The sequence below is a fragment of the Brevundimonas sp. GW822-FHT03E11 genome, from assembly GCF_058801445.1.
The window spans coordinates 170943-196210 of record NZ_JBXANG010000002.1 but is presented as its reverse complement, the minus strand read 5'-3'; the positions used below and the strand labels follow the sequence as shown (position 1 = coordinate 196210).

General features: G+C 68.3%; 26 protein-coding genes. 18 read left to right on the top strand and 8 right to left on the bottom strand.

The genetic code is table 11. From position 1 onward, the window contains the following. Positions 1 to 3 precede the first annotated feature (3 nt). Positions 4 to 417, bottom strand: a complete 414-nt coding sequence (locus AC1RKE_RS03860; RefSeq protein ID WP_182713897.1) for a pilus assembly protein N-terminal domain-containing protein — start codon at positions 415 to 417, stop codon at positions 4 to 6. A 240-nt stretch (positions 418 to 657) separates the two neighbouring features. Between AC1RKE_RS03860 and AC1RKE_RS03855 the strand changes: the two genes are divergently transcribed. The 9 genes from AC1RKE_RS03855 to AC1RKE_RS03815 all read left to right on the top strand — a co-directional run bounded on the left by AC1RKE_RS03855 (position 658) and on the right by AC1RKE_RS03815 (position 10053). Continuing rightward, positions 658 to 834 carry a Flp family type IVb pilin gene (locus tag AC1RKE_RS03855; protein WP_182713898.1) on the top strand — a complete coding sequence of 59 codons (177 nt, stop codon included), beginning with the start codon at positions 658 to 660 and terminating at the stop codon, positions 832 to 834. A gap of 107 nt (positions 835 to 941) precedes the next feature. Further along, complete coding sequence (locus AC1RKE_RS03850; protein WP_348683914.1) at positions 942 to 1463, top strand: A24 family peptidase; 522 nt, start codon at positions 942 to 944, stop codon at positions 1461 to 1463. Between the two features lie 76 nt (positions 1464 to 1539). Continuing rightward, on the top strand, positions 1540 to 2517 hold the full coding sequence (gene cpaB / locus AC1RKE_RS03845) for a Flp pilus assembly protein CpaB (RefSeq protein ID WP_224762254.1): 978 nt from the start codon (positions 1540 to 1542) through the stop codon (positions 2515 to 2517). Next, a complete protein-coding gene (locus tag AC1RKE_RS03840; protein WP_395941826.1) occupies positions 2514 to 4172 on the top strand; it encodes a type II and III secretion system protein family protein in 1659 nt (552 codons plus the stop codon). The genes cpaB and AC1RKE_RS03840 overlap by 4 nt, the downstream gene beginning before the upstream one ends. 4 nt (positions 4173 to 4176) lie before the next feature. After that, complete coding sequence (locus AC1RKE_RS03835; protein WP_348683912.1) at positions 4177 to 4860, top strand: CpaD family pilus assembly protein; 684 nt, start codon at positions 4177 to 4179, stop codon at positions 4858 to 4860. Positions 4861 to 4865: 5 nt separating this feature from the next. Then, positions 4866 to 6434, top strand: coding sequence for a CpaE/TadZ family protein (locus AC1RKE_RS03830; RefSeq protein ID WP_348683910.1), 1569 nt, complete (start codon positions 4866 to 4868; stop codon positions 6432 to 6434). A 189-nt stretch (positions 6435 to 6623) separates the two neighbouring features. Continuing rightward, positions 6624 to 8078 carry a TadA family conjugal transfer-associated ATPase gene (locus AC1RKE_RS03825; protein WP_395941835.1) on the top strand — a complete coding sequence of 485 codons (1455 nt, stop codon included), beginning with the start codon at positions 6624 to 6626 and terminating at the stop codon, positions 8076 to 8078. A 4-nt stretch (positions 8079 to 8082) separates the two neighbouring features. Further along, a complete protein-coding gene (locus tag AC1RKE_RS03820; RefSeq protein ID WP_054764236.1) occupies positions 8083 to 9063 on the top strand; it encodes a type II secretion system F family protein in 981 nt (326 codons plus the stop codon). Between the two features lie 9 nt (positions 9064 to 9072). After that, positions 9073 to 10053, top strand: coding sequence for a type II secretion system F family protein (locus tag AC1RKE_RS03815; protein WP_054764235.1), 981 nt, complete (start codon positions 9073 to 9075; stop codon positions 10051 to 10053). A 4-nt stretch (positions 10054 to 10057) separates the two neighbouring features. On the opposite strand, the gene AC1RKE_RS03810 is transcribed toward AC1RKE_RS03815, so the two are convergent. From AC1RKE_RS03810 to dapE, 3 genes are all read right to left on the bottom strand, one after another. Next, positions 10058 to 10489, bottom strand: coding sequence for an SRPBCC domain-containing protein (locus tag AC1RKE_RS03810; protein ID WP_054764234.1), 432 nt, complete (start codon positions 10487 to 10489; stop codon positions 10058 to 10060). Positions 10490 to 10530: 41 nt separating this feature from the next. Then, positions 10531 to 10884, bottom strand: a complete 354-nt coding sequence (locus tag AC1RKE_RS03805) for a hypothetical protein (protein ID WP_152949145.1) — start codon at positions 10882 to 10884, stop codon at positions 10531 to 10533. A gap of 196 nt (positions 10885 to 11080) precedes the next feature. Beyond that, entirely contained in the window at positions 11081 to 12268 is a 1188-nt protein-coding gene (dapE, locus tag AC1RKE_RS03800) for a succinyl-diaminopimelate desuccinylase (RefSeq protein WP_191554677.1), read from the bottom strand. A 42-nt stretch (positions 12269 to 12310) separates the two neighbouring features. Between dapE and AC1RKE_RS03795 the strand changes: the two genes are divergently transcribed. Then, on the top strand, positions 12311 to 12787 hold the full coding sequence (locus tag AC1RKE_RS03795) for a cupin domain-containing protein (RefSeq protein ID WP_348684691.1): 477 nt from the start codon (positions 12311 to 12313) through the stop codon (positions 12785 to 12787). Next, positions 12784 to 14076, top strand: coding sequence for an MFS transporter (locus AC1RKE_RS03790; protein ID WP_442320090.1), 1293 nt, complete (start codon positions 12784 to 12786; stop codon positions 14074 to 14076). Before AC1RKE_RS03795 ends, AC1RKE_RS03790 begins: the two co-directional genes overlap by 4 nt. Before the next feature lie 87 nt (positions 14077 to 14163). Here AC1RKE_RS03790 and AC1RKE_RS03785 read toward each other — a convergent pair whose 3' ends face one another. Next, the gene (locus AC1RKE_RS03785; protein ID WP_348684179.1) at positions 14164 to 15189 is read right to left on the bottom strand and encodes a 2'-deoxycytidine 5'-triphosphate deaminase; all 1026 of its coding nucleotides are present in this window, start codon (positions 15187 to 15189) and stop codon (positions 14164 to 14166) included. A gap of 81 nt (positions 15190 to 15270) precedes the next feature. On the opposite strand from AC1RKE_RS03785, the gene apaG reads away from it, so the two are divergent. Continuing rightward, entirely contained in the window at positions 15271 to 15678 is a 408-nt protein-coding gene (gene apaG / locus AC1RKE_RS03780) for a Co2+/Mg2+ efflux protein ApaG (RefSeq protein WP_152949141.1), read from the top strand. Positions 15679 to 15927: 249 nt separating this feature from the next. On the opposite strand, the gene gcrA is transcribed toward apaG, so the two are convergent. After that, the gene (gcrA, locus tag AC1RKE_RS03775; protein WP_054764228.1) at positions 15928 to 16464 is read right to left on the bottom strand and encodes a cell cycle sigma 70 cofactor GcrA; all 537 of its coding nucleotides are present in this window, start codon (positions 16462 to 16464) and stop codon (positions 15928 to 15930) included. Between the two features lie 317 nt (positions 16465 to 16781). On the opposite strand from gcrA, the gene AC1RKE_RS03770 reads away from it, so the two are divergent. From AC1RKE_RS03770 to argF, 5 genes are all read left to right on the top strand, one after another. After that, the gene (locus AC1RKE_RS03770; RefSeq protein WP_348684176.1) at positions 16782 to 17615 is read left to right on the top strand and encodes an ABC transporter permease; all 834 of its coding nucleotides are present in this window, start codon (positions 16782 to 16784) and stop codon (positions 17613 to 17615) included. Positions 17616 to 17653: 38 nt separating this feature from the next. Then, a complete protein-coding gene (locus AC1RKE_RS03765; RefSeq protein ID WP_348684174.1) occupies positions 17654 to 18547 on the top strand; it encodes a M28 family metallopeptidase in 894 nt (297 codons plus the stop codon). 97 nt (positions 18548 to 18644) lie between these two features. After that, a complete protein-coding gene (locus tag AC1RKE_RS03760; RefSeq protein WP_348684180.1) occupies positions 18645 to 19862 on the top strand; it encodes an aspartate aminotransferase family protein in 1218 nt (405 codons plus the stop codon). A 27-nt stretch (positions 19863 to 19889) separates the two neighbouring features. Continuing rightward, on the top strand, positions 19890 to 20297 hold the full coding sequence (locus AC1RKE_RS03755) for a GxxExxY protein (protein ID WP_182714625.1): 408 nt from the start codon (positions 19890 to 19892) through the stop codon (positions 20295 to 20297). Between the two features lie 85 nt (positions 20298 to 20382). Continuing rightward, on the top strand, positions 20383 to 21297 hold the full coding sequence (gene argF, locus AC1RKE_RS03750; RefSeq protein ID WP_348684173.1) for an ornithine carbamoyltransferase: 915 nt from the start codon (positions 20383 to 20385) through the stop codon (positions 21295 to 21297). A gap of 45 nt (positions 21298 to 21342) precedes the next feature. Here the strand turns inward: argF and AC1RKE_RS03745 are convergent, their stop codons facing one another. Together AC1RKE_RS03745 and AC1RKE_RS03740 are read right to left on the bottom strand one after the other, a co-directional pair. Then, positions 21343 to 21843: a pyridoxamine 5'-phosphate oxidase family protein gene (locus AC1RKE_RS03745; RefSeq protein ID WP_054764224.1), complete on the bottom strand. Its 501-nt coding sequence runs from the start codon at positions 21841 to 21843 to the stop codon at positions 21343 to 21345. A 70-nt stretch (positions 21844 to 21913) separates the two neighbouring features. Next, the gene (locus AC1RKE_RS03740; protein ID WP_152949135.1) at positions 21914 to 22126 is read right to left on the bottom strand and encodes a hypothetical protein; all 213 of its coding nucleotides are present in this window, start codon (positions 22124 to 22126) and stop codon (positions 21914 to 21916) included. Positions 22127 to 22340: 214 nt separating this feature from the next. Here AC1RKE_RS03740 and AC1RKE_RS03735 point away from each other — a divergent pair, with 214 nt between their 5' ends. Further along, positions 22341 to 25238, top strand: a complete 2898-nt coding sequence (locus AC1RKE_RS03735; RefSeq protein ID WP_395941825.1) for an SEL1-like repeat protein — start codon at positions 22341 to 22343, stop codon at positions 25236 to 25238. Positions 25239 to 25268 lie beyond the last annotated feature (30 nt).

Below are 25268 nucleotides of genomic sequence, written 5' to 3'. Positions count from 1 at the left end.
GGATCAGGGCGCCGAGGCCGGGCCGGTCGCGGCGGCGCCGGCGCGCAGGCTGGGGGCGCAGGAGGCGCCGCAGGTCATTTCCGTGGCCTGGGCCCCGCGCCAGACCCGAACCGATCCGGTCGATCCGCCGGTAACCACGATCTCGCGCTGGAACAGGGTGCGGCCCACGCCGTCGACCGCCACCACCTCGGTCACCCCATAGCCCTTTCCAACGATGAACAGGGTGTTGGCGTCCACCACGGTGACGTCGGCGATCTGAGGATTGGCGACGATGACCGAGGCGGCGGCGCCCCGCAGCTGGACGCGCGCGGAGCGGTCGATCTCGACATTGAGCGCGCCGTTCGGGCTCTGCGCCTGGGCGGGCAGGCCGGCCAGGGCGAGGACGGCGGTGATGACGGCGATGGAAAGGCGGGGCATCGGCGGCTCTGAAACAAGGGCGCGCATCAGCGCGGAGGCGCGCATGATGGCCCAGGCTTCCTCAACAAAGGCTGAAGTTCGTCGATCCGGGATTTTCTGTGGTGAATCCGCAGGTAACTAAAAACCGTGACCTGGCCTTAACGCCTCTTGGTCATTCTAACCGTGCGTTTTGGGGGTCAAGCGGGCTACCGGCTCCCCCCGCCAAGTTGCTCGCTAGACATATACACAAGGGAACTCACCATGACCAAGTTCATCTCGCGTTTCGCTAAGGACGAATCCGGCGCCACCGCCATCGAATACGGCCTGATCGCCGCTCTGATCGCCGTCGTGATCATCACCGTGCTCGGCACCATCGGCACCAACCTTAACACCAAGCTTCAAGCCGTCTCCGACGGCCTGGAAGGCAAGAAGTCCTAAGACGCCTCAACGTCTTGAAGCCTGGGAAGGGCCGGAGCGCACGCTCCGGCCCTTCTTCTTTGTGGCGCGGCAACCCGGCCTTAATCCGCCCGTGCCAGCATGGGGTCATGGACCTTCTGAGCCTTCCCTTCCTGGCCGTCTTTCCGATCCTGATGGTGGCCACGGGTCTGCACGACCTGACCACGATGCGGATTCCGAACTGGATCTCCCTGGCCCTGCTGGCCGCCTTCTTTCCGGCGGCCCTGCTCGTCGGCCTGACCCTGCCTGAGATCGCCGTCCATCTGGGCGTCGGCTTCGCCGCCCTGATCCTCGGCATGGGCCTGTTCGCCCTGAACTGGATCGGGGGCGGGGACGCCAAGGCCCTGGCTGCGGCCTGCCTGTGGTTGGGGTTCGGCGATCTGGGGCCGCTGCTGCTGTGGATCGCCCTGGCCGGCGGCGGCTTCTGCCTCCTGCTGATCCTCGCCCGCCAATACTATCCTCTGCTGTCTCCGGTCCCGCCGCGCCTTCCGTGGGTCGCCCGCCTGCTGGAGCCCAAGGGCGACATTCCCTATGGCGTCGCCATCGCCATCGGCGCCCTGCTGACCTTTCCCGAGGGGGATATGGTCGTCCACGCCCTGGCGGTTTCTTAAGGTTGCGCAAGCGGGCGTCGCTTAGGAAGCGTTAACTCTCGGGCCTCATGATCGTTAACGGTAGGGGGCGAGGATCATGTCCGGCTCGCCGCGCCTGCCGGAGATCGTCTGGATGAAGCCCGCCCGCATCGTCGTCCTTTGCATCGCCGCCGTGTCCGCACTGGGCCTGGCTCTGGTCGTGCGCGCCATGGGGCAGGGCGAGCCCGCCGCGCCGGCCGCCGCCGCGCCTGTCGAGGCGCGCCCCATGGCCAAGATTTTGGTCGCTGCCCGCGATCTGGAGCCCGGCAAACGCCTGACCGACGGCGACCTGTCCTGGAAGGACTGGCCGGTCGATCAGTTGAACCCCGCCTTCATCAGCGACGGCTCCGTCCCGCTTCCCGCCGCCGCCGACAAGCCGGCCGAGGCCAAGCCCGCTGATGAAAAGGCCGTCGCCGACAAGACCGCCGGCGCGGTTCAGCGGGTCGGCGAGGCCGCCGGCCGCCTGGTCGGGACCGGAGTCAAGTCCGACTATGTCGGCTCGGTCGTGCGCGAACCCATTCTCGCCGGAGAGCCGATCGTGGCGCGCAAGATCGTGCGCGCGGGCGACAGCGGCTATCTGGCGGCCTATCTGGAGCCCGGCATGCGCGCCATGGCCATTGCGGTCACGGTGGAATCGGCCGCCGGCGGCTTCATCCTGCCCGGCGACCGGGTCGACGTCGTCCTGACCGCCCAGAAGGAGACTCCTTCCGGGGCGGTGGAAGGCGGCGGCTCGGGCTCCAAATATTCGTCGGCCACAGTGATGCAGAACGTCAAGGTCCTGGCCATCGACCAGTCCACCCGCGTCGGCGACGACGCCCAGGCCGTGGTCGGGGCGACCGCCACCCTGGAGGTCCGCCCCCAAGACGCCGTGCTTCTGGCCCAGGCCAAGTCCGAGGGCGAACTGTCCCTGTCGCTGCGCTCCTACGCCGATACGGCGGGGCCGTCCGGCGCGACCCGCGCGCCCCAGGCGGCGGCCCTGACGCGCAACGTGCGGGTCTATCGCGGCGGGACGCCTGAAACCGTGGTGACGCCGTGAGAGCCTCGATCCTGTCCAAGGCCGTCCTGATCACGGTCGCCGCCGCCGGCCTGGTCCTGGCGCCGGCCGCCGGAACGGCCCAGACGCGCGCCGCCGTGTCGATGGGGACGGCGCCGCGGCTGATCAACCTGCCGCGCGGCACCTCCTTCGCCGTGGATCTGCCGGCCGACGCCCGTGACGTGATCGTCTCCAATCCGCAGGTGGCCGAGGCCATGCTGCATTCGCCGCGCCGGATCACCGTGATCGGGATCGCGCCGGGTGAGACCGACGCCGTCTTCCTGGACGCCGCCGGCCGCACCATTCTGAGCCTGCGCGTCCGGGTCGATGCGGGCGTCAGCGCCCTGCAGGACACCCTCAGCCGCGTGGCCCCCGGCGGCGGCATCCACGCCGAGGCCGTCAACGACAGCGTCATACTGACCGGAACGGCGGACAGCCCGGCCCAGGCGGCCCAGGCGGCCCAGGTCGCCCGCGCCTTCGTTTCGGCGCCGGAGAAGGTGATCAACATGATCAGCGTCGCCGGCTCGGACCAGGTGACGCTGAAGGTGCGCGTGGTCGAGGTGCAGCGCAGCAGCCTGAAGCAGCTGGGTTTCAACGCCGACATTCTGAAGGGCTCGGGCATCCACTCCTACGGCTTCAGTCGGCCGAACACCTATGGAGTGAACGGGGCGGCGGCCGGGGGCGGCGGCCTCTGTTACAATCAGACGGGCGGTCGGACGACGAACGGGACCAGCACGGTCTCCAGCGGCAGTCAGACGAGCGCCGGCTCGAACGCCAGCGCCTCCCAGACCTGGACGGGCGCCCCCTTCCCGACAACGGTTACGGTCACCGACGTCAACGGCAATCTGGTTCAGGTCCCTGGAACGGCCCTGGCCCAGGCGTCGACCGGCTCCTCGAGCGCGGCCTCGGTCTCGAACGCCATCCAGGATATCGCCTCCACCGCCTTCCGCACCATGACGGGCACGAACGCCACCGGCTGTCTGGAGGCGTTCGAGCGGGTCGGTCTGGCCCGGACCCTGGCCGAGCCCAATCTGACGTCGGTGAACGGCGAATCCGCAAACTTCCTGGCCGGGGGCGAGTTTCCCCTGCCGACCGGGCGGGATCGGGACGGCAACATCACCGTGACCTATAAGCCCTACGGCGTGGGCCTGGCCTTCCGGCCCATCGTCCTGTCGGGCGGCCGCATCTCGCTTCAGGTCAAGGTCGAGGTGTCCGAACTGACCGAACAGGGCGGGTTCACCATCGGCGCCGGCACGGCCTCGTCCATCACCCTGCCGGGCCTGACCGTCCGACGCAGCGAAAACACAGTCGAACTGCCGTCAGGCGGCGCGATGATGATCGCCGGCCTGTTGCAGGAAAGCACGAGGCAGGCGGTCGATTCCCTGCCCGGCATGACCAATCTGCCGGTGCTGGGCTCCCTGTTCCGCTCGCGCGACTATCTGAACGGCGAGACCGAGCTGGTCGTCATCGTCGAGCCCTATATCGTCAGTCCCACCTCGCCGGATCGGATGCAGACCCCTGCCGACGGCCTGCGGATCGCCACGGATTCCCAGACCATCCTGTTCGGACAGCTGAACCAGGTCTATGGCGCGCCCGCTCCCGGACCGGCCGGTTCAGGCGCCGCCTGGCAGGGCGCCGTCGGCTATGTGATCGAGTGAGCTCATGACCCGTCTCTCGTTCTTGCCTCTCGCCCTGTTGGCCGGCGCGGCGCTCGGCCTCTCCGCCTGCGTCGGCGGCCCGGGCAGCCTGGGCGGTGAACCGCCCCTGACGCCGGCCTCCCGCTATGCGCTCCAGGTGGAGACCGGCCTGGACCGGATCGCCCTCGCCGTTCACGACGACGGCCTTTCGGCCAATCAGAACGCCGCCCTAGCCGCCCTGGTCGAACGGTTCGCCGCCGTCGGCGCCGGTTCTATCACGATCGAGGCGCCGGCCGGGGACGATCCGGTCGCCGCCCAGACCGCCTACGCCGTGCGCGACGCCCTGACGCGCCTCGGTGTGGGTGGAGACCGGCTTCGCATCGTCGGCTACGACGGACCCAATCCGCGCGCGCCGGTCCTGGTCGGTTTCGAGACGGTCCAGGCGGCCGTGCCCCGCTGCGGAACGGCCTGGGGCAATCTGAGCCGGACCGGGGACAACAGGTCCTCGTCCAACTTCGGCTGCGCGGTCAACGCCAATCTGGCGGCCCAGATCGCCGACCCGCGCGACATTGCAGGGCCGCGCGCCATGACCCCCGCCTCGGCCGGGCGGCGCACGGTGGTGTTCGACAAATACGCCGCCGGCGAGCAGACCGCCGCACCCCAGGAGACGCTGGTGGAGAGCGCGCGCATTTCGACGGCGGTGGACTGAGCCTGATGAACCCCGCCGCGCCTCGCCCCTTCGACGCCCTGGACGACGGTTTCGACGTCGACATGGACTTTTCCGAGCCGTCCGCCTTCCCGACGTCGGACGCCCGATCGGCCGCCTTCCTGAGCGCCGGCGCCCATCCGGGCCAGCCGGCGCCCTCCGGCGGGGGTTCGCCCCAGGCCCCCGCGCCCTCCAGCTTCAATCCTGTCGGCGAGATGGTGGCCAGGGCGCAGTCGACGCTTGCGCCCGCGCCTGCGGCGACGCCACATTCGGCGCCCGCTCTGGCGCCCATGATGTCGGCCGAGACCAGCCTGGCGCCCGTCGGCGCCATCGGCGAGGTGTCGGTGCCCCGCATCGCCATCCATGTTTTCGCCGAACGTCAGGACACCCTGGCCGCAGCCGAGCGCGCGGCCCAGGACCGGCGCCTGTCGCGCGCCACCACCCAGATCCGCATCGGCGGGGTCATGGGGGCAGTCGAGACCTATCGCCATGAGCCGACCCCGCCCCTGATCATCGTCGAATGCCTGAAGGACCCCCAGACCCTGCTGTGGGAGGTGGATCAGCTGGCCGAGGTCTGCGACACCGGCACCAAGGTGGTGGTGATCGGGGCGACCAACGACATCCTTCTGTTCCGCGAACTGATGCGGCGCGGCGTCAGCGAATATCTGGTCGCCCCCCTTCAGCCCCTGCAGCTGATCGCGGCGATCGGCGGCCTGTTCAACGATCCGGCCCAGCCCTTCGTCGGCCGCTCCATCGCCTTCGTCGGCGCGCGGGGCGGGGCGGGCGCCTCGGCCGTGGCGCACAACACCGCCTATGCGATCTCTGAGCGGATCGGCGCCAACACCGTCATCGTCGACTACGACCTGCCGTTCGGCACGGCCGGGCTGGACTTCAACCAGGATCCGCTGAACGGGGTGGTCGATGCCCTGGGCCAGCCGGACCGTCTGGATGCGACCCTGCTGGACCGGATGATGGTCCGCTGCACCGACAAGCTGAGCCTGTTCGCGGCCCCGGCGACCCTGGACACCGACTGGGACATCTCGACCGAGGCGTTTGAAGAGGTCACGACCCGCATCCGGGCCACCGCCCCCTTCGTCATCCTGGACCTGCCGCATCTTTGGTCGCCGTGGATGCGCCGCACCCTGATCAGCGCCGACGAGGTGGTAGTGGTGGCGACCCCCGATCTGGCGGCGCTGCGCAACGCCAAGAACATGATCGACCTGGTCCGTCAGGGCCGGCCCAACGACGCTCCGCCGCGTCTGGTGCTGAACCAGGTCGGCGTGCCCGGCCGGCCGGAAATTCCGGCCAAGGATTTCGGCGCCGCCCTGGGCGTGCATCCCAGCCTGATCATCCCGTTCGACGCCAAGACTTTCGGGGCGGCGGCCAACAACGGCCAGATGATCCTGGACGCCGGCGCCAAGACCAAGGCGGCCGAAGCCTTCCAGACCCTGGCCCAGATCGTCTCGCGCCGAGAGCTGCCGGCTGCGGCTGCAGGCAAGCCCGTCAAGGCGGCGCGACCCGCCGACGAGCACAGGGCGTCCAAATCCCTGTTCGGCTCTCTGTTCAAGAAACGCTGACGGATGTTCGGCAAACGCACAGGTCAACCCGGCGTCGGCGCGGCGCCCCTGCGCGAGGCGCCCTCTGCCGCGCCGCCCGCCGCCACGGGTTTTGACGCGCCCCTGCGTCAGCCGACGCCCGGCGTCCAGACCGAGGCCTTCGCCTTCGGCGGACCTGACGATCTGACTGCGGCGGCCGGTTTCGGCGAGATGGACCCGGTCGGGGCGGCCCCGCCCAAGCCGGACCGGCTGGACGCCCTGGCGGCCCGACCTTCATCCCCGTCCGAGGCGCCCCCGCCCCCGTCGGGGGGCAAGGCTGCAGGGCCCCGGCCGACCGCCGGTTTCGAACAGTTGAAGAAGGCCCAGGCGGTCGCCGAGATCGTCCGGGAACAGAGCGACTATTATCACGCCACGAAGACCACCATCTTCAATGCGTTGATGAACACCATCGACCTGGCCAACCTGGCTCAGCTCGACAACAAGACGGCGTCGGAAGAGATCCGCGACATCGTCGCCGAACTGGTGGCGATCAAGAACGTCTCCATGTCGGTGGCCGAGCAGGAGCACCTGGTCCAGGACATCGTCAATGACGTCCTGGGCTATGGCCCGCTGGAGCCGCTGCTGGCGCGCGACGACATCGCCGACATCATGGTCAACGGCGCCGGCCGGGTCTTCATCGAAGTGGGGGGCAAGGTCCAGCTGACCAATGTCCGCTTCCGCGACAACGCCCAGCTGATGAACATCTGCCAGCGGATCGTCTCTCAGGTCGGTCGCCGCGTCGATGAATCCAGCCCCATCTGCGACGCTCGCCTGCCCGACGGCTCGCGCGTCAACGTCATCGCTCCGCCCCTGGCGATCGACGGACCGACCCTGACGATCCGCAAGTTCAAGAAGGACAAGCTGACGATGAAGAATCTGGTGGAGTACGCCTCCATCAGTCCCGAGGGGGCGCGCGTCCTCGGCGTCATCGGCGCTTCACGCTGCAATCTGGTCATCTCGGGCGGCACCGGCTCGGGCAAGACGACGCTGCTGAACACCCTGACCGCCTTCATCGACCCGACCGAGCGGGTCATCACCTGCGAGGACGCGGCCGAACTTCAGCTGCAGCAGCCGCACGTGGTCCGGCTGGAGACCCGGCCCCCCAACCTGGAGGGCCAGGGCCAGATCACCATGCGGGACCTGGTCAAGAACTGTCTGCGGATGCGGCCCGAGCGGATCATCGTCGGCGAGGTGCGCGGGCCCGAGGCCTTCGACCTGCTCCAGGCCATGAACACCGGCCACGACGGCTCGATGGGCACGCTGCACGCCAACTCCCCGCGCGAAGCCATCAGCCGGATGGAGTCGATGATCACCATGGGCGGCTACGGCCTGCCGTCCAGGACCATCCGAGAGATGATCGTCGGCTCGGTCGACGTCATCATCCAGGCCGCCCGCCTGCGCGACGGCTCGCGCCGCATCACCCACATCACCGAGGTCGTGGGCCTGGAAGGCGATGTGATCGTGACCCAGGACCTGTTCGTCTACGACATCACCGGCGAGGACGAGCACGGCAAGATCGTCGGCCGCCACCGCTCCACCGGCATCGCGCGTCCCCGCTTCTGGGACCGCGCCCGCTACTATGGGCTGGAGCGCGAGCTGGCCGACGCCCTCGACGCGGCGGAGTAGGGGCATGCTGCCGATTCTCGCCGCTGTTCTGGCCTTCATCACCATCGGCGGCCTGGGCTGGGTCTTCGTCGGTGGAGACGATTCCTCGAGCCAGGCCCTGAAGCGGGCCAACAAGCTGGGCGAGACCAAGCGAAACGCCGCCACGGCGCGCAGGGCGGCGGCCGCGGCCAGCACGCCCGAGGCCCGCCGCAAACAGATCGCCGAACAGTTGAAAGAGGCCGATCGCCGCGAGCGCAAGGCCCGCGCCACCATGTCAGTGCGGCTGAAACAGGCGGGCCTGAGCATAGGCGTGCGGACCTTCTACATCGTCAGCGCCGTCGCCGGCGGGATCGCGGCCCTGCTGGGCCTGGTGTTCGGGCTGCACGTCATTCTGGCGCTCGGTCTGGGCGTGGGGGTGGCGCTGGGCCTGCCGCGCTGGATCGTCAGCTTCCTGGCCAAGGGCCGGATGAAGAAATTCTCCCTGGAGTTCCCCAACGCCGTCGACGTCATCGTGCGGGGCATCAAGTCCGGCCTGCCGGTCCACGAGTGTTTCAAGATCATCGCCCGCGAAAGCCCGGCGCCCCTGGGGCCCGAGTTCAAGCTGCTGGTCGAGGGCCTGGGGGTCGGCATGACGCTGGAACAGGGGCTGGAGCGGATGTACGAGCGCATGCCGTCGCCGGAGCTGCGCTTCTTCACCATCGTCATCGCCATCCAGCAGAAGACCGGCGGCAATCTGGCCGAGGCCCTGGGCAATCTGTCGGCGGTTCTGCGCGCCCGCCGGATGATGGCCGAAAAGGTCAAGGCCATGTCGTCCGAAGCCCTGGCTTCGGCCGGGATCATCGGCTCCCTGCCGCCGGCCGTCATGGCCATGGTGATGTTCACCAGTCCCGGCTACATGATGTCCCTGTTCACCGACATCCGCGGCAACGCCCTGTTGCTGCTGGCGGGGGTTCTGATGGGACTGGGCGTCTTCGTCATGAAGCGCATGATCTCGTTCAAGATCTGAGGCGGGGACATGGACGGTTTCATTCGCTTCATCACCGACCCGCAAAACCTGCTCAGCATAGGGGTGGGGGTGCTGGTCTTCGCCACCGTCCTGACCCTGCTGTCTTCCATGACCCGGGGCGTTCAGCTGGACAAGCGGATGAAGGCGGTTTCGGAGCGCCGCGACGACCTGAAGCGTCGCTCACGCGCCGCGATCCAGTCGGGCCAGGGCGCGCTGCGCCACAGCGATGACGAGGGCTTCAAGAAGCTGCTCGTCGACCGGCTGAACCTGACCAAGCTGCTGGAAGACCCGAAGGTCGCCGACCAGATGGCCCAAGCCGGCTATCGCGGTCCGCGTCCCTTGACCACCTTCTACTTCTTCCGCTTCGCCTCGCCCTTCCTGTTCCTGGCGGTGGCGGTCTTCTATCTGTTCGTGCTCAAGATCGTCGACTGGCCGACGATGAACAAGATCAGCGCCTGTATGGGCGCCGTGGTCGCCGGCTTCTATGCGCCGAACCTCTATGTGAAGAACCGCATCGCCAAACGCCGGGCCTCGATCATGCTGGCCTTTCCCGACGCCCTGGACCTGCTGCTGATCTGCGTCGAGGCGGGCATGTCGATTGAGGCGGCCGTCAACAAGGTCAGCCAGGAGATCGGCTCCTCCTCGATCGAACTGGCCGAGGAACTGTCCCTGCTGTCGGCCGAGCTCAGCTATCTGCCGGACCGCCGCATGGCCTATGAGAACCTGGGCCGGCGCACCAACCATCCAGGCGTCAAGTCGGTGGCGGTCGCCATGACCCAGGCCGAGACCTACGGCACCCCCCTGTCCTCGGCCCTGCGCGTCATGGCCAAGGAGAACCGCGAACTGCGCCTGTCGGCGGCGGAGAAGAAGGCTGCGGCCCTGCCGGCCCAGCTGACGGTGCCGATGATCCTGTTCTTCCTGCCGGTCCTGTTCATCGTCATCCTGGGCCCGGCGATCCTGAACATCATGGACACCATGGCCAAGGGCTGAAGCGTCAGCCTTCTGCGGCGGCCTTCAATCCGTCGACGATGGCCTGGTGCGCCTCGCGCAGGGCGTTTCTGTGCTTGTCGTGAAACAGTTCGCCGCGCAGGCCCGCGAACTTGTGGCCAGACGAGACGATGCAGCGCCCCTTCTCCAGCTCCTCGATGTCGATGTAGCGCAGGGTGCGGAACAGAAAGCCCCGGTTCTCGGTCCAGACCAGCCGCACATAGGGCCGCCATTCCGCAACCCGGGCCGCCGCCCGCCGCTCGCCCTGGCCGGGAAAGGCCTCGGTGATCGTCAGCTGGCCGCCAAAGGCGATGGCGCCCTCCACATCGGTCTCGTGCGGATTCCAGCGGTTCCAGCCGGGCAGGTCCGAGACCAGCTCCCAGAGCCGGTCAGAGGTCGCCTGCACCCCGGCGCGTCGTTCGATCTTGGCGTCTTCCATGGCGCCGATCTGACACGGCTGGACGGCGGAAGGAAGACGTCTCAGTCGGGAACGACCATCTTCAGCCGCCGCCCGTCGTCCAGCCCCAACCGCGTCTTGACCTCGAACAGGTCGGCGCCGGCCGGAATGATCAGCAGCTTCTTGGGCTGGGCCGTATTGACCGCGACCACGGCGCCCTTTGGACAGATGTCGAAACAGTCGGCGCTGGTGACGGTCAGCGCCCCCTTCCGACCCTTCTTGCCCTTCTTCAGGTGCAGATATTTCCGCAGCGCCTTCTTCAGGGTCAGGTCCCCGTCCGGCCCGAACCCGCCGTCCAGCTTCTTGGAGCATTTGCGGCAGACCAGGACCACATCCTTCCACTCGGTCTTTGCGCTCTTGAACTCTTCGACGGCCATGATTCGAGTGTCGCCGAGCGATGGTCGTTGCACAAGCGGAATGGGTTCGTCGTCTCCTCCCCGCCTAGCGGGGAGGTGGCGCGGCGCTTCTTCAGCGCCGTGACGGAGGGGCTGCTGACCCGGACTCGGTGCGGCGGACAGGCCCCTCCACCGCTTCGCGATCCCTCCCCGCAGAGCGGGGAGGAGACGGATATGACTACAACCGCTCGAACACCGTCTCGATCACCCGGCGATAGACGGCCGTCAGCGCCTCCAGCTCCGCCGTCGGCACCCGTTCGTCGATCTGGTGCATGGTCTGGCCGACCAGGCCTAGCTCCAGCACCGGGCACAGGGCGCGGATGAAGCGGGCGTCGGAGGTGCCGCCGGTGGTCGAGGCTTCGGGGCGGCGCCCCAGCTGGGCCTCGACGGCGTCCTGCACCGCCTCCACGAAGACCCCCGGCTCGGTCAGGAAGGCCTCGCCGGAACACAGGTGCTCCAGAGTGATCTGCAGCCCGGTCTCGGCCTGCATGGCCCCGGCCTCGCGGTTCAGCCAGTCGATCAAGGCATCGCCCGTATGGCTGGGGTTGAAGCGGATGTTCAGCCGCGCCCTGGCCTCGGCCGGAATGATGTTGGTCGCCGGATTGCCGATGTCGATGCTGGTGATCTCCAGGTTCGACGGCGGGAAGCTCTCATAGCCGTCGTCCAGGACATGGTCGTTCAGCCGGCTCATCAGCCGGGCGATCACCGGCGCCGGATTGGCCGCCCGTTCGGGATAGGCGACGTGGCCCTGTTTGCCCGTCACCGTGATCCAGGTGTTCAGCGAGCCGCGCCGCCCGACCTTGATCATGTCGCCCAGGTGCTGCGACGACGAGGGTTCGCCCACGATACAGGCGTCGATCACCTCGCCCTCGGCCGCCAGGGTCTCGACCACCCGTTTGGTGCCGTGAAGCGCCGGGCCTTCCTCGTCCCCGGTGATCAGGAAGGAGAGGGAGCCCTTCGGCTCACCTTCCGCCAGCACCTGGGACACGGCGGCGACCCAGGCGGCGATCCCGCCCTTCATGTCCACCGCACCCCGGCCGTACAGCAGGCCGTCCCTGACCTCGGCGTTGAAGGGCTGGGCCGACCACTGATCGGACGGCCCGGTCGGCACCACGTCCGTATGGCCGGCGAAGCACAGGTTGGGCGAGGCGGTTCCGCGCCGGGCGTACAGGTTCTCGATCCGCGCATGGACCCCTTCGCCCCCCGGTCCCTCGAAGGCCAGGCGCCGGCAGTGGAAGCCCAGGGCCGTCAGATGGCGTTCCAGCACGTCCATGGCCCCCTCGTCGGCGGGGGTGACGGATGGAATACGGATCAGGTCGCGGGTCAGTTCGACAGGATCGATCACAGGAGTTGATGCGCGGCTCATGCGCCTATGCTTTAGGGACATCGCGCAACGGGGAGAAGGCCCATGCCCAAGATCGACATCGACAGCGCGCCCAGAGGCGACGGCACGACCTATCCGGACGCGTTCGCCGGCCCCTGTCTGTCGCGCCGCCGCTGGAAGCTGGGTGATGCGGCGGGCCTGACCCAGTTCGGCGTCAACCTGCTGCGCCTGCCCGACGGCGCCTGGTCCAGCCAGCGCCACTGGCACGAGGCCGAAGACGAGTTCGTCATGGTGGTCGAGGGCGAGGTCGTCCTGGTCGAGGAGGACGGCGAGACGGTTCTGCGCCCCGGCGACTGCGCCGGCTTCAAGGCCGGCGTCGCCAACGGACACAGGCTCGAGAACCGATCCGGCCGCGAGGCGGTTCTGCTGGAGGTCGGCACGCGCAGCCCGACCGTCACCCCTTGCGACTACCCCGACATCGACATGGTCCTGCCTGCGGGCGCGGACCGCTATTTCCACCGCGACGGTTCGCCCTATCCGAAGTTCCCCAGACGCACGTGAGCACCGAAACCCTCGACACCGCCCCCGCCGCCCCGCCGGTTCCGCCGCCTCCGCCCGAGGGCCCCGACAGTCCCTGGGGCATCCGCGATTTCCGCCTCCTGTGGTTCGGGCGCGTGGTCGCGGTTCTGGCGATCCAGATCCAGTCCTCGGCCCTGCTGTGGCAGGTCTATGAGATCGCCCGGCGCGATCATCCGATCGAACAGGCCAGTCTCTATCTGGGCCTGGTCGGCCTGTGTCAGTTCCTGCCGCTTCTGGCCTTCACCCTGCCGGCCGGGGCCATGGCCGACCGGCGGGACCGCAAGCGCACCGTCTGGATCTCCATCCTGGTCGAGGCGGCCTGCGCCGGCTCCTTCCTGGCCATGGCCCTGCACGGAAACCCGCCCCTGTGGGGGCTGCTGGCGGTCGCGGCCCTGTTCGGCGCCGCGCGCGCCTTCCTGGCGCCGGCCAGCCAGGCCTTCCTGCCGATGGTGGTGGGCCGCAAGGCCCTGCCGCCCGCCATCGCCGCCCAGTCCATCGCCTTCCAGACCGGGGCCATCGCCGGTCCGGCCCTGGGCGGGGTGATCGTGGGCGTCAATGTGCCCCTGGCCTATGCGGTGTCGCTGGGGATGTTCCTCTTGGCCGTCGCCGCCTTCATCCTGATCCGCACCAGCGGCAAGCCGGCGCCCCAAGCCAATCCCCTGTCGCCGATCGACGCGGTCAAGGAGGGGCTGGCCTATGTGTGGAAGACCAAGATCGTGCTCGGCGCCATTTCGCTGGACCTGGTCGTGGTCCTGCTGGCGGGGGTGGCGCTTCTGACGCCGATCTTCGCCCGCGACATCCTTCATGTCGGACCGCAGGGCTTCGGCCTGCTGCGCGCGGCCTTCGGCGTCGGGGCCATGGGCATGGCCATCTATCTGAGCCGCTTCCCGATCCGACGGAACGGCGGGCGCTGGATGTTCTCGGCCGTGGCGGTGTTCGGCCTGTGCACCCTGACCTTCGGCCTGTCCAAGATCGTCTGGCTGTCCGGCCTGGCCCTGCTGATCGGCGGGGCGGCGGACATGATCAGCGTCAATGTGCGCCAGACCCTGATCCAGCTGGCCACGCCCGACCATATGCGCGGGCGGGTCTCGTCGGTCTCCATGCTGTTCATCGGCGCCTCGAACGAACTGGGCGAGGCCTATTCCGGCGTCATGGTCCGCATGTTGGGCGCGGTCGGGGCGGCGGTGTTCGGCGGCTTCGGAGCGCTGGCTGCGACCGGCGCCTGGTCGGCGATGTTCCCGGGACTGAGGAAGGCGGATCGGCTGACGTGAGGGGTTAGTGGCGAGTGACGAGTGACGAGTGGCCAGAGAGGCGGGGCTGGCTCGCCACTCGCCACTCGCCACTAACCACTCCCTTAATCACCACCCCCTGAAATGCTTCGACAGCTTCAGGCCCTGGTTTTGATAGTGGCTGCCGCTCTCGCCATACAGGCGCACAGGGCGCTCCGTCAGGGGTTCATAGACCAGGCGGGCGACGATCTGGCCGTGCTCGAGCAGGAACGGCGTATCGTGGGTGCGGACCTCCAGCACCCCCTTGGAGCCGGCGCCGTGCGCCTCATCCGTGCCGAAGCCAGGGTCGAAGAAGCCGGCGTAGTGGACGCGGAACTCGCCTACCGACGGGTCGATGGGGGTCATTTCGGCGGCCTGATCGACCGGGATTTCGACGTCGTCGGACGAGGCCAGGATGTAGAACTCGCCCGGATCCAGCAGCAGTTCGCCGCGACGCAAGGACAGGGGCTCCCAGAAGTCGCGCGGGTCGTGGCCGTCGATATGGTCCAGATCCACCACCCCGGCGTGGCGGCGCCCGCGGAAGCCGACGATGTCGCCGCCCTGCAGATCAACGCCGACCGAGCGGGTCTCCAGCTTGGGCGGATCGCCGGCCTTCAGCCTGAGTTGGTTCAGCCGGGTGCCGGGTCGCACCAGGATGGAGAAGGTCTGGGGCGCGACCTCCATATAGAGGGGGCCGTCATAGCCCTCGGCCACATCGTCGAAACTGGCGCCCTGGTCGGTCAGCAGGCGCACGAAGACGTCCACCCGGCCGGTCGAGGACTTGGGATTGGCCCGGGCGATCAGGCCCTTGGGCAGGTTCAGCCGCTCCTGAAGGCGCACGATATAGACGCAGCCCTTTTCCAGCACGACCCCGGCGTCGGTGATCACGATCCGGTGCATGGCCACGTCGGCGATCCGTTCCTCGACCTTGCGCCGGCCGGGCAGGAAGGAGGCGCGCACGCGCCAGGCCTGGTCCGACAGGCGCAGGTCCAGGCTGGCGGGCTGGACCTGGTCATGATCGAACGGGGTATCGGACGTGATGGCGCCGGCGGCGATCAGGGTCTCGATGGACTGGGCGGGCAGGATGCCGGGACGGGGCGCTTGGAAGGAACTCATGGCGTCAGTCTCACACGGTTTTCGCGACCTGTCGCCAAGTCGCGCTTGCGGCCCGCGCGCGGCGGGGCGAGCATATAGCCCATGCACGATGGTCCTGCCTATACCGCCGAAACGAACGGCATACTGATCCGGGTCCGGCCCTCCTATCTGGCGGGCCAGTCGGACCCGGACGAGGGTCGCTGGGTCTGGGCCTATCAGGTCGAGATCGTGAACCTGAGCGGGACGACGGTCCAGCTGATGGCGCGCCGCTGGACCATCACCGACGGCCACGGCCATGTCGAGGAGGTGCGCGGTCCGGGCGTGGTGGGCGAACAGCCGGTGATCGAGCCGGGCGGCAGCTATGCCTACGCCTCGGGTTGTCCCCTGCCGACCGACAGCGGGTCCATGGTCGGGGCCTATTATATGACCGACGCCGAGGGGCGCAGTTTCGAGGTCGAGATCCCGGCCTTCTCGCTGGATACGCCCGGTGCAAGACGGGTGTTGAACTGAGCGAAAGCGGATGGGGCTGCGTCAACCCGGATGAACCGCAGCCCCGCCCCCTAGAGTCTCGCCGACCGCTTGCGCGACCGGCGAGGGGGAGGTCGGCTCCATAAGGAGCATCTGTGACGCGGGCATGACCCGCTTCATTTTAGTGCGCTATGTTCGCGACGCGGTCGCTCAGGACTTGAGCGCAGAGCGCCGCTGCCGCGCGGCGCTCAAGTAGCGCGAAGCGCGGTAGCGCCTCCAAACATGTCGCCCTTAGATGTAGCGCCGCAGGCTGCGGGCCAGGTCGGACGAGCCGTCCTTGCCGCGCTTGACCTGGGGCTGGTAGGCGACGCGGGCGTGTTCGACGCAATAGACGCCTTCCGAGGCGCGGCGGCCGCAGAAGCTGAACTCGCGCGACGACGGATCCCCGATCGGCCATTTGCACATATGGGCGCCCAGGGTCATGACCGTGGCCGTGCCGGGCAGGTCCGGGATCGGGGCGGGCGCCGGAGCGGCCGGTTGAACCGCCTTGGGCTGGACCACTTCCAGGCGGCGCGGCGCGGCCGGCTGGGCGGCCGCCGTCGCGGCCGGGGCCGCAGGGCGCGGGCGGGCGGTGCGGAAGGTCGCGGCGGTGCGGGCCGGCTGGGACGGGGCGGCCCGGCCCGACAGGCCCAGACGGTGCACCTTGCCGATCACGGCGTTGCGGGTGACCCCGCCGCCCAGTTGTTTGGCGATCTGGCTCGCGGATTGGCCTTCCAGCCAGAGCTTCTTCAGCGCGCCTACGCGGTCGTCAGTCCAGCCTGCGGTCATGCCACCCTCCAGCGAGTTTGGATTCAATATCTAGGTTCAGGCTCCCCCTCTGGGGTCTTGACCTACCACTAATCGTAAACCAGCCGTTAACAGACGCAATATGTGCGAATCGCACTGTCCACAGAAACCAGATGTTGAATCGCTCGAGTGGCGAGTGGCGAGTGGCGAGTGGCGAGTGGCGCCTGCTGCGTCCGCCGTCTCTGAGCCTTCCGGTCGGCGATGGTTCGCACTCTGAACGCCCGCGCCTTCTCGCCACTCGTCACTAACCACTCGCCACTCCCTTGCGCAGCAAGGGCGCAAAGCGCATCTGGCGGCTCATGACCGAGACCACGCCCGACCTGATCGCCACCCGCCCGTCCGGACTGCCGCAGCCGCGGCGCTATCCGGGGATCAACTGGATCGGGGTGCAGACCCTGTATCTGCGCGAGGTGCGGCGGTTCTGGAAGGTGGGGGCCCAGACGGTGGCTGCGCCGGTGGTGACGACCCTGCTCTATATGCTGGTCTTCGTGGTCGCGCTTCAGGACGCCCGGCCGCCGCTGCACGGCACGCCCTTCGCCCTGTTCGTGGCGCCGGGCCTGATCATGATGGCGATGCTGAACAACGCCTTCGCCAACGCCTCGTCCAGCCTGATCCAGGCCAAGATCATGGGCACGGCCACCGACTTCCTGACCCCGCCGCTCAGCCCGCTGGAGCTGACCCTGGGCTTTACCCTGGGCGCGGCGACGCGGGGCGCGGTGGTCGGTCTGGTCACGGCCCTGTGCGTCCTGCCGTTCGCGCCGCTTGGCGTCGCCAATGTGCTGGCCATCGTCTGGTTCGCCCTTTCGGCCAGCTTCATCATGGGGATGACCGGGGTGCTGGCGGGTCTGTGGAGCGAGAAGTTCGATCACCTGGCGGCGGTCCAGAACTTCATCGTCATGCCGATGACCTTCCTCTCGGGCACCTTCTATCTGGTCGAGAACCTGCCCGAACCCTTCCGCACGATCAGCCGCTACAACCCCTTCTTCTATCTGATCGACGGTTTCCGTTACGGCTTCATCGGCCATGCTGAGAGCAATCTGACGATCGGCGTGATCGGATCGGCCGTCCTGATGGTTGTCATGGGAACGATCTGCTGGCTGGTGTTCCGTTCGGGCTGGCGTCTGAAGAGCTAGACGGATAACTCTGGCGGATCGTCTTGGGGAGGTCCGCCATGCTGTTCCGTTCGCTCGTCGCCGCTGCGGCGCTTCTTGTCGCCCTTCCGGCCGCCGCCCAGGAGTCCGGCGCCACGATCCAGACGGCCGCCGCCGCCTTCGTCAAGCCGACGAACGCCGAGCGCATGGCTGTCATCGTCGATCAACTGACCGCCGCCGGTCTGCCGCACGAAGTCCAGACCTTCGAGGGCGGCAATCAACGCACCGGTCCCATGGCCGGCTCGAACGTCGTCGTCACCCTGGGCGACGGCCCCAAGGACATCGTCCTGACCGCCCACTATGACGCGGTGAAACTGCGCGACGGGTCGATGTCGCAAGGGATCGTCGACAACGCCGGCTCGGTCCTGGCCATGATCGAGGCGATGAAGACGCTGAAGGGCCAGACGACCGGCCACCGGCTGATCTTCGTCCTGACCGACCAGGAGGAGCTGGGCCTGATCGGCGCCAAGGCCTGGCTGGAGAGCCACGACAAGAGCCGCATTCACGCCGTGATCAACGCCGACGTCGCCGCCTATGGCCGCACCGTCATGTACGGCGAGAACAACGGCGCCCAGTCCGGCTTCGTCCTGACGGCCCTGCGCAGCCAGTGCGCGGAGCAGGGCGTCAACTGCGTCGCCTTCCCCGTCTATCCGCCCAGCGACGACCGGGTCTTCTCAGCGGCCGGCGTGCCCGTAGTCTCGCTGGGAACCCAGGACGCCGTCGGCGCCCACCAGATGTGGCTGGCCTTCAACGGCGGCGAGGACAACGGCCTGAAGGAGGGCTTCGTCCCGCCGGTCTTCCAGCGCATCCATTCGACCGAGGACAAGCTGTCCTATCTGAACGGCGAGGACGTGGCCCGCTTCGGTCGCTTTATCGCCGACCTGACGCTGCGGCTGGATCGGGCGGCGCCCTGACGAAAGCCCATGGCGCCGGTGTTGACTAACACCGTCACTCATCCGACAACCCTTGTCCCTATGAAACCGGCTCCGTCGCGCCTCGCGTCGGGGCCGTATCGCTTTTGGAGGTCTTAGTCCCGTGTCCACGAACCATCTGATGGGTGTCTACAATCGCGCGCCGCTGGAAGTGGAACGCGGCCGAGGCGCTCGCCTGTGGTCGACCGACGGGACCGAATATCTCGATTGCGTCGCCGGCATCTCGACCAACGGCCTGGGCCACGCCCACCCCGAACTGGTCCAGGCGGTCAAGGATCAGGCCGAGAAGCTGTGGCACGTGTCCAACATCTTCCGCATCCCGGGCCAGGAGGCCCTGGCCGACGCCCTGTGCGAAAGCAGCTTCGCCGACGTGGTCTTCTTCACCAACTCGGGCACGGAAGCCGTCGAATGCGCCCTGAAGACGGCGCGCAAATATCACTCGGCCAAGGGCCATCCCGAGCGGATCGACATCTACGGCTTCGACGGCTCCTTCCACGGCCGCACCTACGGCGCCATCAACGCCGCCGCCAACCCCAGCTATACCGCGGGCTTCGGCCCCGCCATGCAGGGCTTTCACCAGCTGAAGTGGGGCGACCACGAAGCCATCAAGGCGGCCGTCGCCAATCCGACCACGGCGGCCGTCATCGTCGAGCCGGTCCAGGGCGAGGGCGGCTGCCGCGCCATGCCGGAACAGTGCCTGCGCGGACTGCGTGAGCTGTGCGACCAGCACGGCGTCCTGATCATCTTCGACGAGGTCCAGTGCGGCATGGGCCGGACCGGCAAGCTGTGGGCCCACGAATGGGCCGGCATGTCGCCCGACATCATGGCGGTGGCCAAGGCCCTGGGCGGCGGCTTCCCCATCGGCGCCTGCCTGGCCACGGCCGAGGCCGCCTCGGGCATGACGGTCGGGGTGCACGGCTCGACCTTCGGCGGCAATCCGCTCGCCATGGCCGTGGGCGGCAAGGCCCTGTCCCTGATCAACACGCCCGAGATCCTGAACAACGTCAATGAGATCGCCGGCTATCTGAAGCAGCAGCTGGCCGGGCTTCAGTCCCGCTTCCCGGACGTCATCGTCGACGTCCGCGGCAAGGGGCTGCTGATCGGGGTCAAGCTGGTCCCGAACAATCGCGAGTTCATGGCCTTGGCGCGCGACACGCAACAGCTGCTGATCGCCGGGGGCGGCGACAACTGCGTGCGCCTGCTGCCGCCGCTGAACCTGACGCTCGACGAGGCCCGCGAACTGATCACCCGGTTCGAAGCCGCCTGCGAGGCCGCCCGCGAGAGGTGGGCCGCCTGATCGGTTTCATCACAACGGGCACGGCGAATGCACCACGGCCACGACGGGAGGGAGCCTGTTTCCCCGAAAGTGAACGAGGTCGGTCGCGCCGTTATGGACGCGGCCTTCGCCGTGCATCGGGAACTTGGGCCGGGCTTGCTGGAGTCGGTTTACGAGCATTGCCTCGCCAGCGATCTGATGCGTGCGGGTCTTGCCGTTGAACGGCAGGTCGCCATCCCCGTCCACTACCGCGAAGACCGATTGGATGTCGGTTTCCGGCTCGATCTACTGGTGGAGAGTCAGGTGATCGTCGAGGTGAAAGCGATCGACGCCCTGGCGTCGATCCATACTGCTCAGATACTCACCTATCTGAGGTTTAGTCAGATCAGATTGGGCTATCTGATCAACTTCAATACGCCCAGACTAAAGGACGGCTTTCGCCGTCTGGTTTTATGATCTCACCGGCCGCCTTCCGTCGTGTTCGTCGTGACGCCGTTGTGCTCTTTGTGATGAAACTTTTTTCGCCTCGACCGGATCACCCATGACCCGCCACTTCCTCGACATCCATCAGTTGGACGCCGCCGACCTGCGCGCCATTCTGGACGACGCCCACGCCCGAAAGGCCGCCCGCAAGGGCTGGCCCCAGGGGCGTGCTGACGCCGACGCCCCGGCCAAGGACCGCGTCCTGGCGATGATTTTCGAGAAGAACTCGACCCGGACCCGGTTCAGCTTCGACGCGGCCATCCGCCAGCTGGGCGGCGCCTCCATCATCGCCACCGCCTCGGACATGCAGCTGGGCCGGGGGGAACCCGTCGAGGACACGGCCCGCGTCCTGTCGCGCATGGTCGACGCCGTGATGATCCGCGCCAACAGCCATGAGGACGTCGAACGCTTCGCCCGCGTCTCGACTGTGCCGGTGATCAACGGCCTGACCGACCGGTCGCACCCGTGCCAGATCCTGGCCGATCTGCAGACGATCGAGGAACATTGCGGCCCGATCGCGGGCAAGACCGTCGCCTGGGTCGGCGACGGCAACAATGTCTGCCACAGCTTCATGCATGCGGCGCCCAGGTTCGGCTTCCACCTGAACGTCGCCTGCCCGGCGGAATACCATCCCGACCTGCGCGATCTCGAAAAGGGCGGGGCCGCCGTGACCCTGACCAGCGATCCGCGCGAGGCGGTCAAGGGCGCCGACGTCGTGGTCACCGACACCTGGGTCTCGATGGGCGATCAGGACTATGAGGCGCGCCTGGCGGCCTTCGAGCCCTATACGGTGGATGAGGCCCTGATGGACCTGGCTGATCCGAATGCGGTCTTCCTGCACTGCCTGCCCGCTCACCGGGGCGAGGAAGTGACCGACGCCGTCATCGACGGCCCCCGCTCCCTGGTCTGGGACGAGGCGGAGAACCGCATCCACGCCCAGAAGGCGGTGCTGGCCTGGTGTTTCGCAGGCTGATGAAAAAGGGGCCGGGATGAAAACCTCGGCCCCGCTTCCTCTATCCTAGCTCAGGTTCACGTCCGACACGCCGCCGACGTCCGGCTGGGTCTTGGTCAGATTGGCCTTCAGGATCTGGTAGCCGAAGCCCACGCCGCCCTTGTCCGACACCCAGACCCGGCCGTCCTCGGCGTCGAAGCGGATAAGGGTCAGGTGGGGGTCGTCCTTGCCGTCCGGGTACCAGGCGGCCACGACCGGGTTCCAGTATTTGTCGATCCGGGCGCGGTCCTGGTCGATCGACAGGGCGCCGTGGATGCAGGCCTGAACCTTCTGGTCCTTGGCCTGGTAGCAGAACATGCCGGCCTGACCGCCCACGGCCACGTCACGGGCGAAATCGGTGTCGTCGCGACTGAAGAACCAGATGGTCCCGGTCTTTGGCTCGCCGAAGCCGGTCATCGGCTGATGGTGGTAGCCGGCCTGGTCCAGGCCCAGCATGCCGGTGTTGGAGTCCTTCAGACTGTCCCAGAATTCCTTCTCGGCCTGGGCAGGGGTCAGGGTGTCGGCCATGTCGTGCGTCTCCTTTTGGGGTCGCGGAGACAATGGTCGGGCTCGGATCGGGTTCCTGACGGGGGACGGCTCAGGGAATCCAGGGCGCGCGTTCGGCGCCGAACAGGGTCGCCAGATGAATCAGCAAGAGCAGGGCCAGGGCCGCGGCGCCCAGCATGATGAACCGCCAGGGCGTCATTCGCGGCCCCTTGAACGGATTGGGCGGCTGGGCGCCCCGCCAGCCGGCGAAGACCATGACCGCCAGGGCGGCGACCAGCAGGATCAGTGTGGCGTTCAGGTCCATCGGCTGCACCTGCCCAAGCCCGGTCGGTTGCGCAAGGGAAGTCTTGCCGAAGTCTTAATCTTAAGGCGACGTTAACCCTGATCGGCCCAGAAACACAGGGTGCGGCGAGATTTCCACAGGCTGGAGAGAGGCCGCAACATCTTGCGGTTAACCACACGTTTACACCCTCGATATTGGCGTTATAGCCTTGCCGCATGGGTCGGGAGCCGAATCAGTGAGCGCAGCCGCGCCTTGGAGTGTTAAGGGCATCGACCCGAAAGCCCGCGAGGTCGCCAAGGATCTTGCGCGCCGTTCAGGCATGACCCTGGGCGAGTGGCTGAACTCCATGATCATGGACGACGAGGAAGAGGGCTACGCCACGCTTCCGCGCCGCGGTCCTGTCGCCGACACCTATGACCGCCGCCATCGCGCCCGCCGTCTGGACGACGCCTATGAGCCGTCGGACGAGAAATGGCAGAGGGTCAGCGCCTCGATCGACGCCCTGGCCGCGCGGCTGGAGGCGGCCGAGCGCCGTTCGACCGTCGCCATCCAGGGGGTCGATCAGGCCGTCGCCGGCCTGGTGCGTCGCCTGGACGGTCATGACGCCCAGACCAAGGGGCAGGCCCGGCGCATTGACGACATCGCCGAGGAACTGCGCGAAGGGCACCGCCGTCTGCGCGCCTTCGAACGGGACACCGGTCCTCAGGTTCAGGAGAGCTTCGGCAAGGTCGAACAGTCCATCGGCGCCCTGGCGGGGCGGCTGTACGACATCGAAGAGCGTCAACGCGCCGGCGTGGCGGATCTGCGTCAGCGGATGGAGGCGGTCGAAAAGGCCGCCGGACCCGGCGCCGGCTCGGATCTTCTGGCCCAGGTCGGGGCGCGTCTGGACCAGGCGCAAAGCCGCACTACCGAGGCCCTGAAGGCGCTGGAACGGTCCTTCGCCGATCTGGATCAGAGGCTGCGCGCCGCCGAGGGCCGGGTCGAGCCGGAAGGGGCCCGCGACGCCGCCCGGTTCGAAAAACTGGCCGAGACCCTGTCGCGTCAGATCGACAGCAACCGCGCCGAGATGATGCAGCGGCTCGACGCCGCCGAGACGGGCGCTCGGATCGACCGGATCGAACGGGCGGTTCAGGCCGTCAACGACCAGGTCCAGGCCTCCGAGCGCAAGGGCGCCCAGGGGCTGGAGGCCATGGGCCGCGAAGTCCTGAAGATCGCCCAGAACCTGAATGCGCGGATGCAGGCCGCCGAACGGGCGGGCGCCGATCAGGCCGAGGCCGTGACCCGCGCCGTCAGCCGCAAGGTGGACGAAGACCTGGCGCGCCATTCGGCCCAAGTCGATCAGACCTTCGCCCGCCATGTCGATCGGGTCGAACAGAGGCTGACCGCGACAGAGGACCGCCACGCCCTGGCGCTGGAGAAGCTGGGCGGCGAGATCACCCGCATCTCCGATCAGCTCAGCGACCGGATCGTCCAGTCCGAGCGCCGCTCGCAGCAGGCGCTGGACGACATCGCGCGGCGTCTGTCGGAAAGCTCCGAGAAGATCGAGCAGCGTTACGACCGCGCCTCGGGCGAACTGGCCGAGCGGATGCGGCTGAGCGAGGAGCGCACGGCCCGCCTGCTGGCGGAAGCCCGCGAGAGCATCAACGCTCGCCAAGCCGGTTCCGCCGACCGTCCCGCCTTTGAAGACCGGGCCGCGCCGACCGCCGACATCGCGGTCGAGGCGGGGGGATGGGACATTCCCGAGGCCGAGCCCAGGCCCCGCGCCGTAGCGGCGCGGACGGCCCAGGCCGCCGTCTCCGCCCCGGTGGAGCCGGACTGGCGCGCGGCCGTCTTCCCCGACGACTCCTTCGACGACGGCGACGACTGGTCCAGCGATGCGGCGGCGACGCCCAAGGCGGCGCCCTTCCCCTCGTCCTTCGCCGCTGCCCCGGCGACGCCCGAACCTGAGCCTGAACCCGTCACGCCTGCGCCCGAGCCCGCGCCTGTGGTCGAGGCCGCGCCGGTCATTCAGCCGTTCGGCGGCTTCGGCGGGGCCGATGTCGAGGATGCGCTGGACGCCACGGCCCCGGCTGCGACCTCGGCCTTTGCGGCTCCGGCTTCGGCGGAGACCCCCGACCTGGAGGTATCCGCACGCGAGGATGATTTCGGCGGCGAGACGGAGTTCGTCGATCCCCGGCGTCTGCGCGCCTCCATGGGCGCCGCCGCGGCGGCGGGCCGGGCCTCCTCGACCCGCTCGACCATCAACGCCGCCCGCGCCGCCATGACCGTCCCGACCCCGGTCGAGGCGCCGCGCCAGGGGTTCGGCCTGGCGCCGAAACGCGGCGGCAAGTCCAAGCTGCAGGAACGTCTGGACAAACAGGCCGCCCGCGACGGTTCGACCGTCAAGAAGGCCTTTCTGGCCTCGGTGACGGCGGTGGCTTTGACGGGCGGCGCCTATGCTTCGCTCAGCCTGGCCGACGGTTCGGGCCTGCCTGACATCAACCTGCCCGGCCTGTCGGGACGCGACGCGGCGCTGGCGGCGGCCGAGCCGGCCGCTCCGCCTCTCGCCATGGCGGTGACGCCCGCCGACGCCGTTCCGACCGCCGAGGCGGGGGCGGAGGCCTATGACCGCGCCGTGGAACAGATCGAGAGCGGCGATCCGGAAGGCTTCGAAGCCTTGAAGAAGGCGGCCAACCTCGGCTACGCCCCGGCCCAGACCTATCTGGGACAGCTCTATCTGGCCGGGGCGGACGGAGTCGCGGCCGATCCGGTCGAGAGCCGCCGTTGGGGCCGTCGCGCGGCCGAGAACGGCGATCCGCGCGGCATGCACCTTTACGGCATGCAGCTGTATGAAGGCGACGGCGGAGCGGCCAATCAGGCGGAAGGCCTGATCTGGCTGGTGAAGGCGGCCGAACACGGCCTGCCGGACAGCCAGTATAATGTCGCGCGCATCTATGAGACGGGCGCCGACGGGGTGGCCAAGAATCTGACCGAGGCGCTGAAGTGGTACATGATCGCCGCGCGCGGCGGCGACAGCGAGGCTCAGGCGGCGGTGAACCGTCTGCGCCCGACCGCCAGCGCCACGGCCCAGCGCGCCGCCCGCACCGCCGCCGAGGCCTTTGTGTCGCAGCAGTCCGCCAAGGCGACGGGCTGAGGCCGGCTTTCGGATCAAAGCCCCAGACCA